The following is an 11,334-nucleotide window of genomic DNA, read 5'->3' as shown; positions in this document are numbered from 1 at the left end:
CACAATATGAGACAGGAGACGTGTTACACTTAGATGATTTAACATACGATCCATTCGTTTAAAAGTATATACTATTCAAAAAATGGATGAAGGGCTACCTCTCATGCCTGTTGTCTTTTTTTCATTGGGCATAAATAACCTATATCAGAAAATTATGTCATCTATGCCTCAAATGGATAATTAGCGCTTGACTTTAAGCATTACTTTTTATGCAACGCTAGTGTGATTTCCTAGACCATGAAAAAAAGACATTCCGTAATAGCCGTTTTTTATCGTCTACTACGGAATGTCTTTCGGCTACATAATTGCAATAACTACAAAACTTTATGAATAAAGATGGCAGGCAACAAAGTGCTCTGGTGTTATTTCTCGAAATTGCGGTTTTTGTTGCTCACAAATACGCATAGCCATTGGACATCGCGTACGAAACACACATCCGCTCGGCGGGTTAATCGGACTTGGGAGTTCACCTTGCAATATAATTCGTTCTCGCTTTTCTTCGACTTCTGGATCTGGAATAGGGATTGCAGACAATAGCGCCTTTGTATACGGGTGGTAGGGATGGTCATATAGCTGTTCTGATTTTGTAAGTTCGATTAAATTCCCTAAGTACATGACGCCAATTCGATCAGAAATTTGCTTCACCATCGATAAATCATGGGCAATAAATAAAAACGTTAATCCTTTTTCATATTGAATTTTCTTTAATAAATTGACGACTTGCGCCTGTATGGAAACATCCAAAGCCGAAATTGGTTCATCTGCAATAATGAACTCTGGATTTAAAGCGAGCGCCCTTGCAATACCTATACGCTGCCTTTGACCGCCACTGAATTCATGAGGATAACGATTAGCATGATCCCGCTGTAAACCTACCTCTTCTAATAATTGGTATACTCGTTCTTTTATTTCCTTCTTATGTCGATACAAACGATGTATTTCCATTGGCTCAGAGATAATTTCCTGTACAGTAGATCGAGGGTTTAATGAGGCATACGGATCTTGAAAAATCATTTGCATTTTTTTATGCAACTTGAATCTATCATTTTCTTTTAAACCATGAATATCCTTCCCGTCGTACAAGACTTCTCCAGCTGTCTTATGGTATAAACCGAGAATGGTTCGCCCAATCGTAGATTTACCACAACCCGACTCCCCTACTAAGCCAAATGTCTCTCCTTCGCTTATTTGAAACGATACATCATTGACAGCCTGTAGCGTCTGGTTTCTGTTCACTTCAAAAAATTTCTTCAGACGGTTTACTTCGAGAATTGCTTTTGCCATTTTCGATCGTTTCCTCCTCCTGCCAGTAGCGCCTAGCCGCACATAACTCCGTTTCATACATCGTATTCGCAAGTCTGATTTGTTCAATTCCCTTTCCCGTTTGTGGGGCATGTAGCATTTCTCCGTTACCAGAATAAATACCTACATGATGTATCCTTCCTTTCCCATTTTCATAAGCAAAGAAAAGTAAATCACCAGGTAGTATCCTATCTAGCGGAACTTTGATTCCACCTTTTACTTGATCGCCTGCATCTCTAGCAATTTGATATCCATTCGCTTTATGCGTAGCGTAGGCTAAACCTGAACAATCATAACCGTAAGCGCTCATCCCTCCCCATAAATAGTCAAGCCCTATGTAAGATTTAGCAACAGCTACAATGGACTCCCCATTACTATGGGGGATACCGTCTGCGTTTGAAAATAACTCTATATCTTGTGTATTAACATATCCGTTACCATGTGGTGTTACTACAGATGTCGTAGAACCATGATGTCTTTTTACTGGTAAAATGGTTAAATAACTTAAGTGTATAAAGGATTCATTATGAATAGTTAACGGAGCAAAAGGAGATCGAACGATAGCACCTATAGGCTGAAGCCAGTCTTGATTAGAAATTTGTTTGAGTTGGCAAGCAGGCACCCAACCTGGATAACCTCTTCTATCTTTATGTGACGGCTGAGTAGGTATAATAACATGAGCCCAATCACCAGCCCACTCCGTTACTAGTACTTGTTCGCCATACAGCAATTGTGTTTGAATACGATTTTCCACGCATAATGCCAGTTTTTCAGTATAATCTAATTGCTTCACCCACTGATATACATGTGCAGGGTTATGAATCGCTAATGCATCTATTCTTCTAGCACATAATGGCTCTGTCCAAACCGTAGCAACAGAAACACAGGTTACATACAGTTCATTTGTTATTTTCCCGTACATTTGCTGACTCACTATTGACCCTCCTATTTTATAAAGTGAACCCTCCATGAGTGGTGTTTTCTTTCGCAATCCACACATTATTTAGTAGCAGCTCAAACTTCCACCATAAAACTTGGCTTGTCGCCAAGTTTTATGGCAAAAGCTGTAGTTTTTCTTATATTATAAACCTTTAAACCTTTTATACTTTCCTATAGTATTAGAAAACTTTGGCTATCATAAGCAAAAACTCCTTGACAAGAGCCATGTTGGTTTTCTTAATACCTCCCTTACGTAGCTATTGCTTATCGGCATACTTTAAATCCAGATACCCTACTGGATGGCGAAGTATGTTTGTTACACCTTCTTGTAATACTTCTACCTGATTATAATAACGAACTGGAAATAACGGCATTTCTTCTGCTAATAGCTTTTCTGCCTCATACATATATTCCCAACGTTTCGCTTCATCCGCTTCTGATTTTGCATGGACAATTAATTTATCATACTGTTCATTGGACCAGCCTGTGCGATTCATATATGATCCAGTAATAAAGCTTTCAAGGAAATTAACTGGATCAGCGTAATCGTATAAAAAGGAGCTTCTCGATAATTGATGATTTAAAGCCTTTTGATCTTCTAAGAAAACATTCCATTCTGTATTTTCAAGCTCTACATCGACACCAATATTCTCACTAAGCATTCCTTGAATTGCTTCAGCTACTTCTTTATTTAAATCGCTTGTATTATAGGATAAAGTAACCGTAGGCAGTTCATCATAGCCCTCTTCTTTCATCCCTTTTTCTAAAAGCTGCTTTGCTTCCTCAGGATCAAATGAGACGAGATCGCCATTTACATCTCGGAAGTCTTCGCTGCTAGGGTTGGTAAACCCAGGAGATATATAACCATAAGCAGGCTTCACTTTATTTTTCACCACATATTCTGCAATATTATCTTGATCTACTGCTAACGCAAAAGCTTTTCTTATGTGCTTATTTTGAAAAGGCTCTTCTGTAACATTAAAGCGGAAAAACTCTAATCCTCCTTGGTCAACAATCTGCACATTATCTCCATCAATTATCTGATCGGATAATTCTGCAGGGATTTGGGCTGAATCTAACTCTCCTCGTTCAAACATTTGATATTCCGTATTCGTATCATTGACCATCGCCCAATGCACGCCGTCTAAGCTTACACTGTCTGCATCCCAGTATACATCATTTTTCGTAAATATCATTTCATTATCATGTTCCCAAAATTCCAGCTTAAATGGCCCATTACCTACAAATGATTCTGCTTCAGTATGCCATTCTGGATTTTCTGCAGCCACTTGATGGTTCACTGGAAAAAAGGCAGGATTGGTTAGTACATGTAAGAAAAATCCAGTCGGGTTTTCCAATTCAACTTCTAGCGTTTTTTCATCAACTGCGGTAATTCCTAAATCTTCTGTAGAACCTTCCCCGCTGTTAAATGCTTCTCCCCCTTTGATAAAGTAACCTAGAAATCCAGCAGATGAGCCTGTTTCTGGATTTAATAAACGATCCCACGCATAGATGAAATCTTCAGCCACAACTGGATCGCCATTAGACCAGTTCGCATCCTCACGTAAATAGAATGTGTATGTGGTACCATCTTCTGAAACATCCCATTTTTCCGCAACTGCAGGTTGTGGTGTATGATCTTCACCGAGTCGCGTGAGCCCTTCCATTAAGTTGTTTAACGCATTCCAAGAAACATTATCAAAACCTATTGCTGGGTCAAAAGATGTTGGCTCTTCTCCGTTATTAAGTTGAAGAATTTTTTCATCTCCTGCCTTCTCTTCCTCTCCATTCTCATCTTCTGTACCAGTACTCTCATTTGCCGTACAAGCAGCTAAAACAAGAAACACCAAAACTCCCATTAAGTAAAGCAACCCTTTCTTCATTACCTCTCCCCCTCGTTATTGGTTGGCTGTGCGAGCTAGAAGTTGTTGCGCCCGTTTGTCCTGCAGCCAGCAATCCACTCGATGTGAACTGCTTCGTTCCGTCGTTACAGGATATACGTTATCACACACCTCCATGGCGTAAGGGCATCTCGCTGTAAACGGACACCCTTGCGGTGGCGCAAATAAATCCGGCGGTGTCCCATCAATTGGTGATAATTGCTCTTCTTTTAAATCGAGCCTTGGAACTGATTTTAGCAAACCTTTCGTATAAGGATGCTGCTGATTGTAAAATATGTCACGCTTTGTTCCCGTTTCAATTATTTTTCCTGCATACATAACTGCAATTCGATCGGCTATTTTAGCCACAACCCCTAAGTCATGCGTAATTAGAATAATAGATACACCTGTTTTTGCTTGAATTGTCGTAAATAATTCTAAAATTTGTGCTTGAATGGTTACATCCAAAGCCGTTGTAGGCTCATCAGCAATTAATAACTCTGGCTCACAAATTAAAGCCATAGCGATCACAATTCTTTGCCGCATCCCTCCACTAAATTGGTGTGGATATTGCTTTAACCGTTCCTTAGGGTTTGGTATCCCAACTAAATGCATCATTTCTAAAGCTTTGGAGGTAGCTGTTTCTCCGCGAATGGATTGATGCTCCTGCAATCCTTCCATAAGCTGCGTGCCAATAGTTAGCGTAGGATTTAATGCTGTCATTGGATCTTGGAAAATCATCGATATATCCACACCACGAATCGATCGCATCTGTTTTTCGGTATAATGAGTTATCTCATTGCCCTTAAATATTACCTTGCCTCTAGCAATTTTTCCTGGCGGTTCTGGAATCAGTTGCATAATCGCTTGTGAGGTGACGCTCTTCCCGCAACCTGACTCTCCAACAATTGCTAGTGTTTCCCCTTTATTCAAATAAAAATCCACACCTCGAACGGCTTTAATTGTCCCACCATACGTCGAAAAAATTACATGTAAATCTTGTACCTCAAGTAGTCTCTCCATCTACTCACCTACTTTCTCAGCTTTGGATCAAGTGCATCCTGAAGCCCATCCCCTAATACATTAAATGCAAACATCGTAAAAGAAATGAAGAATGCTGGAAAAAATAATGTCCACCAATGTCCAGATAAGATTGCCCCTAACGAATCATTTGCCATCACTCCCCAGCTTGCAAATGGGGCTTGAATCCCAAGTCCAAGAAAACTTAAAAACGCTTCTGCAAAAATCGCACTTGGAACTGTTAACGTCATTTGCACAATAATTGGCCCCATTGTATTCGGTAATAAGTTTTTACGAATAATCCGTGCTGTCTTCGCACCAAATGACCTAGAAGCAAGCACAAACTCATAATTTTTGATTTGCAATACTTGCCCACGTACAATTCTTGCCATTCCTACCCAACCTGTAACGGTTAAAGCGAGAATAATAGTACCTAAGCTGGGGCCTAAAACGACGAGTAATAAAATAACGACTAACAAATAAGGAAGACCATATAACACTTCAATAATCCGCATCATAATATTATCCGTACGTCCTCCTTTATATCCGGACAAGCCACCATAAATAATCCCAATGGTAAAATCAATAAGTGCTGCCATTAAGCCGACAAATAATGAAATACGTGCTCCATACCATGTACGAGTAAACACATCCCTCCCACCACTATCCGTTCCAAACCAATGTTCTAAAGAAGGTGGCTGATACTGATTCGGTAGATCTTGTTTGTTTACTTCATACGGTGATAATAAAGGTGCGAATATTGCGAAAACAGTAAGTAAAACCAAGAACACCAACCCCGTCATTGCTAACTTATTTTTCACTAATCTTCGCGAAGCATCTTTCCAATACGATAAAGATGGTCTTGATACCGTTTCTAACGCTTTCGCATCCCGCTCTTTCCAAGAAAACCATTCATTTGGTATTTCCGAATGAGAAGTTGGCTTCTTTCCTGTTTGGTCTGTCACATTTATTTTCATTCTCTCCCGCCTTTCTTATGCAGCTTAATACGCGGGTCTAATATGCCATAAGCAATATCAACGAGAAATAGCATCACAATTAAAAAAGTGCTGTAAAATACTGTCGTTCCCATAATAACAGGATAATCACGCTGATTGATACTTTCTACAAAATACTTCCCCATTCCGGGAATAGCAAATATTTTCTCAATAACAAACGTGCCTGTTAATATTCCTGCCAGTAAGGTTCCCATAATGGTAACCACAGGCATTAACGCATTTCTTAAAGCATGCTTGCAAATAATCTTCCACGGTGCTAACCCCTTAGCTCTAGCCATTTTAATATAGTCCTGTGTTAACACCTCAAGCATTGTTGACCTTGTGAGCCTTGCGATAATCGCCATTGGCCCTGTTGCAAGTGCTGTAACGGGTAAAATCATATGTGCGGGACTTAACCATCTTGCAACTGGAAACCATTCTATATTCACTGCCAATTGCTGAATAAGCAAGGTAGCTAATACAAAATTGGGAATGGATATACCTAACACAGCAAAACCCATGGCTACGTAATCAATAAGCTGATTATGCTTTAACGCTGCAAACACACCTAACGTTATGCCAGATAATACGGCGACAATAATAGTAATTATTCCCAGTTCCAAAGAAATGGGAAAACCGCGGCCAAGCATTTCATTGACCGTTTGTGATGGCTGTTTAATCGATGGGCCAAAATCAAACGTAACAATCGATTTTAAATAAAGGACATATTGAACTATGTATGGCTCATCCAAATTATAATGTGCTTCTAAGTTTGCTTGAACGACTTCATTTGTCCCCCGTTCACTATTAAACGGAGAACCTGGTATCGTCACCATTAGAATAAACGTCAATGTAACAATTACCCATAAAGTAACCATCATCATAAGTAAGCGCTTTCCTATATAACGTAGCATACTCCACCCCCTTATGAGAATTTCGTCATCATGGCAAGCTCTGTCATAACAAGCATTGCCTGATATGCTTCCAGTATGTCTTTTGCTTGAAAGCGAACAACTGTTGTTCCTGCTTCTATCTTTGTACCAGGCATTAAACTAGCCCATTCCGCCTGTCCGAAATTAGCAAATTCTATTCGTAAAACAGGTTTATCGGGAGGTATAAGCGGTACAACAAGATGGCGATTTTGTACAGCTTCTGTTATCTTCTCCGTTAATAACTGCGCCGATTTTTTAGGTGTTAAGCTTTTAACAGATGACCGAGAAATCGTCTCTTTCACAGCTATAGCTGTGACATTTGGAATAAGTTCACTTGCTTCCTTTGCTGCTTGATCATCACCTGCAACAGCTATAATGGGTACTCCATAAAAACCTGCCAAATAAGCATTTAATCCCATCTCACCAATTTCGTGATCATTGATATACATCGTCCTTACAGCATGAATCATCGTATGAGACATAACTCCAAACGTTCCTGCTCGTGCATGATAACCGACAAATATAGCGGCATCATACGAGGCATCTAGCCCATGCATCATGGAAAATGGCTTTACGTCACCAGTAATAAGCTGCGCATCTTCATGTAAATCCTCAATCAGTAAGTTATTCATCTTAGAATGGCTATCATTAACAATAATTTCTAAACAACCTTGGGCAATAGCCGCACGAATGACCACGTTGGCTTCTTCCGTCATCATCTTCCTGGAACGTTCATAATTGTGCATTGATGAGGCGACGAAAGTTTCATCTGGCACCCCCGTAATTCCTTCCATATCCATAGAAACATACAGTTTCATCTGAACATTCTCCCCAATGTTAAAATTTTCTTAAATTTTAACACAAAATTACTAAAAAGAAAAGTTTGAATTCTAATAAAAAACTATTACTGCATTATATTTAATACAAAAAAACAGATGATCGAAACCTTTTCATCTGTTTTTACTTATATTGTATATCTATGAAACAACATCTTTTAATAATAATGATAATATCCAAATTATGACAGTTTTGCAGCTATAGAACGATTGATTGGTTCTACATGCACATAAGGCAAAACTGAATTACCATGCTCATCCACTCTTTCCACATCTGCTCCTAATGCTGCTAATTTTCCAGCAAAATCCACGTAACCACGGTCAAGATGTTTTAATTCCGTAACTCTAGTCACACCATCAGCTACTAAACCAGCTAAAATAAGTGCTGCAGCCGCTCTTAAATCCGTAGCCGCCACTTCAGCTCCTTGTGGATTACAAGGTCCCTCGATAATGACACTGTGTCCTTCTATTTTCATTTTAGCATTCATACGACGGAATTCTTCCACATGCATAAACCGATTTTCAAACACTGTCTCCGTAATAACACTAGTGCCTTGAGCAACTAACATTAAGGCCATCATTTGGGATTGCATATCTGTAGGGAAACCAGGATGAGGTAACGTTTTTATATCCGTTGCTTTCAATTGCTTTGGACCAATTACCCTTAAGCCATTTTTTTCTTCTTGCACGATAACATTCATTTCTTCTAACTTGGAAATAACGGAACGTAAATGCTCAGGAACAGCATTTTCAATTAACACATTTCCTTCTGTTATGGCTGCAGCCACCATAAACGTACCTGCTTCAATACGATCAGGTATAATCGAATGCTCTGCACCATACAATTTGTCTACGCCTTCAATACGAATGGTTTCTGTTCCTGCACCAACAATTTTGGCACCCATCTTATTTAAATAATTCGCTAAATCTACAATTTCTGGTTCTTTGGCGCAGTTTTCTAAAACTGTCTTTCCTTCTGCTAGCGCAGCCGCCATCATAATATTTTCCGTTGCACCAACACTTGGCATATCTAAATAAATTTTCGCACCTTTAAGACGCTTGTCGACATGAAGCTCGACAAACCCATTTCCAACATGCGTCTTGGCACCCATCGCCTCAAAGCCCTTCAAATGCAAATCAATTGGTCTAGAACCAATTGCACACCCACCAGGCATAGCTACTTTTGCATGACCGTAACGTGCTAACAATGGTCCGATTACAAGAACAGAAGCACGCATTTTTCTTACATATTCAAATGGAGCTTCTGTTGTTAAACGATTTGAAGCATCAACCGTAACTGTGTTATTGTCAAAATGTACACTTGCATTCATATTTTCCAACACTTGATTAATTGTATATACATCAGCTAGTTCAGGAACATCCTTAATGACGCTTTTTCCTTCACTTGCAATAAGACTAGCAGCAATGACAGGGAGAACAGCATTTTTAGCACCTTCCACTTTCACAGTGCCTTGCAATTGGTGTCCACCTCTTACGATGATTTTTTCCATATTTCAAATCTCCTTCAGATCCATTTTCACTATATTAATATTCATTTATTAGGATAGGTGTTCCTATCACGTATGTAGGATTATCCGATCCATTTTCTTCAACTGCGATTTGTATGTTCATAGGTGTATCATTTACGGAAATTTTTCGTTCCCATACTGGTGTATACCCGTAAATGATTTTTTTATGTGTCGATTGTTCTATTGTATCGAATTGCGTCTGTTTTTGCTGTATTTGAAAATAATTTGTTAATTTGTTTAAAAAATAATCACTACTTATTATACCATTTCCTTTAGTCGTCAGACAAGCAAATTTCTTTACAGAACTTGTGAAATATTCTTTTTGAAAGCTTAAAACGGTATTCCGATAGTTTTTTTCCATATCCGAATGCCATCCATTTCCTTTCACAACGACGATCAATTCTGCATTAACATGTTTTTGACGCGGAAGGATCACATGAAACAATACGTTGAACCCTTTATAGATATGGCTGTCTTCAAAGGAATATTTTATTTTCTGCTCATCTTTTGTTACATGCTTATGATATTTACGACTTAGCATTTCTACTAAATCATCTGTTCTTGCTTGGGAAATAGATTCTTTCCACGTTGTTTCCCATTCCAGAATAGAAGTGTCTTCAGCAATCATAAAATGAACTAAATCCAATAATTCATTTTCAGTTCTATCATGCGTTTGCGCTACTATTGTATTTGCGACGAACAAACATAAAATTGCTAGAATAATAGACTTTTTCACAATAAAATCCCCCATATCCACCTATTTACTATAAATAGTATGAACTGGGAGAAGCAAAAGCATACATGGTCCTACACGTATTCTCTTATTATACGTAAATTTTAAAATAAATGGTTTAAATCTCTTGACCACTGGAGTACTTCTAGAAAGAAGCGGCTGACACCTGATCCAATCACGATGGTTAAAAACAGAATTAATATTTGCGCCTCTTTGGCTCTTCCTTTTTTAATCATTGGCTCAAAATTAATTGCCATCATCAATCTCCATGTTACATATATAAAGAGAATATGTGAGATTAAACTAACTAATGCCTGTTGCCCTAGTGAAAACATAAGAACCACCTTTATACATTACTGATTAAATTATCACCAAGTTTTAATGGAGAAAGGCTCCGTTTTTGTGATACTAAAATCCAAAAGACTTTAGGCTCTTAACTGAAAACACTTTCCAGTAAAACTCTTCTAATTGAAGCGCTACTAGTTACTTTGCCATGGATATGGAAAAAAGTCAATGTAAATGACAGCTAGAGATTATATCCCGTTTTAAAGTAGTTTGAAATAACTACATTTCCCGGGAAATATCGACATTGCTATAGACAATACTGACAAATAGCTTTCATTATAGACTTTCTACATCATCTAAAAAAATCCAGTGAATTTGATGGGCTTCATTCATCTCGTACTCATTGCTTCGTAACCTAGGGGTATTACAATAAGACCTCTTACAAAAAAGAGATTTTAAGCGCTGTTATCTTCCACTCAGACTTGTTCAGCTCACATCTTCCAATTATTGAAAAGAGAGTCTTGCAGTACCATATATTCGAGATAAATAGGTAAGATCCTCTTAGTTTTAGAAAAATTTGGTTTTTATTCAATTTTTTATAGCGGAAAATAGTTCTTTTCTTGCACTATATAAAGAGTCATTAAGTCAATGGAGTTGTCATTTTCCATTAAATTGTAAAAAATTGTAACAAACAATGCCTTCGTTTTGTTTATGTTATAAAATTAAAAATTTTTTGCTTTCCTATAATGCAAAAAACGGGGCTGTTGCACAATCAGGTAATTGATTGTGTAACAGCTTTTTTGTGTATACACAAAAAAACAGACCACAAAGGGTCTGCTCTCATGTATTATTGATTTATGACAAATAAAAGAATAATACAAGC

10 protein-coding genes are annotated in these 11,334 nt (G+C 38.2%); all 10 read right to left on the bottom strand.

What is annotated here, in order from left to right; genetic code table 11:
- Positions 1-324: 324 nt before the first annotated feature.
- Positions 325-1,284, bottom strand: coding sequence for an ABC transporter ATP-binding protein (locus HLX49_RS16075; RefSeq protein ID WP_077706399.1), 960 nt, complete (start codon positions 1,282-1,284; stop codon positions 325-327).
- Complete coding sequence (locus HLX49_RS16070; RefSeq protein ID WP_296363153.1) at positions 1,238-2,236, bottom strand: C40 family peptidase; 999 nt, start codon at positions 2,234-2,236, stop codon at positions 1,238-1,240. The genes HLX49_RS16075 and HLX49_RS16070 overlap by 47 nt, the downstream gene beginning before the upstream one ends.
- Before the next feature lie 262 nt (positions 2,237-2,498).
- Complete coding sequence (locus HLX49_RS16065) at positions 2,499-4,124, bottom strand: peptide ABC transporter substrate-binding protein (RefSeq protein ID WP_296363151.1); 1,626 nt, start codon at positions 4,122-4,124, stop codon at positions 2,499-2,501.
- A gap of 15 nt (positions 4,125-4,139) precedes the next feature.
- On the bottom strand, positions 4,140-5,144 hold the full coding sequence (locus HLX49_RS16060; RefSeq protein WP_077706401.1) for an ABC transporter ATP-binding protein: 1,005 nt from the start codon (positions 5,142-5,144) through the stop codon (positions 4,140-4,142).
- Between the two features lie 8 nt (positions 5,145-5,152).
- Positions 5,153-6,118: an ABC transporter permease gene (locus tag HLX49_RS16055; protein WP_077706402.1), complete on the bottom strand. Its 966-nt coding sequence runs from the start codon at positions 6,116-6,118 to the stop codon at positions 5,153-5,155.
- Positions 6,115-7,050 (bottom strand): ABC transporter permease, encoded by a 936-nt coding sequence (locus tag HLX49_RS16050; protein ID WP_077706403.1) that lies wholly within the window; start codon positions 7,048-7,050, stop codon positions 6,115-6,117. The genes HLX49_RS16055 and HLX49_RS16050 overlap by 4 nt, the downstream gene beginning before the upstream one ends.
- A gap of 11 nt (positions 7,051-7,061) precedes the next feature.
- Complete coding sequence (locus tag HLX49_RS16045; RefSeq protein ID WP_296363147.1) at positions 7,062-7,886, bottom strand: M55 family metallopeptidase; 825 nt, start codon at positions 7,884-7,886, stop codon at positions 7,062-7,064.
- A gap of 200 nt (positions 7,887-8,086) precedes the next feature.
- Positions 8,087-9,415, bottom strand: coding sequence for a UDP-N-acetylglucosamine 1-carboxyvinyltransferase (murA, locus tag HLX49_RS16040; RefSeq protein WP_296363145.1), 1,329 nt, complete (start codon positions 9,413-9,415; stop codon positions 8,087-8,089).
- A 34-nt stretch (positions 9,416-9,449) separates the two neighbouring features.
- Positions 9,450-10,169, bottom strand: coding sequence for a YwmB family TATA-box binding protein (locus HLX49_RS16035; protein ID WP_164085343.1), 720 nt, complete (start codon positions 10,167-10,169; stop codon positions 9,450-9,452).
- A gap of 101 nt (positions 10,170-10,270) precedes the next feature.
- Positions 10,271-10,501: a DUF1146 family protein gene (locus HLX49_RS16030; protein ID WP_073009292.1), complete on the bottom strand. Its 231-nt coding sequence runs from the start codon at positions 10,499-10,501 to the stop codon at positions 10,271-10,273.
- Between the last annotated feature and the right edge of the window lie 833 nt (positions 10,502-11,334).

The organism is Virgibacillus sp., from assembly GCF_013393565.1.
GTDB lineage: Bacteria > Bacillota > Bacilli > Bacillales > Amphibacillaceae > Virgibacillus > Virgibacillus dokdonensis.
Note: the sequence above shows the minus strand (reverse complement) of the source record. Positions and strands in the feature narration are given on the sequence as shown.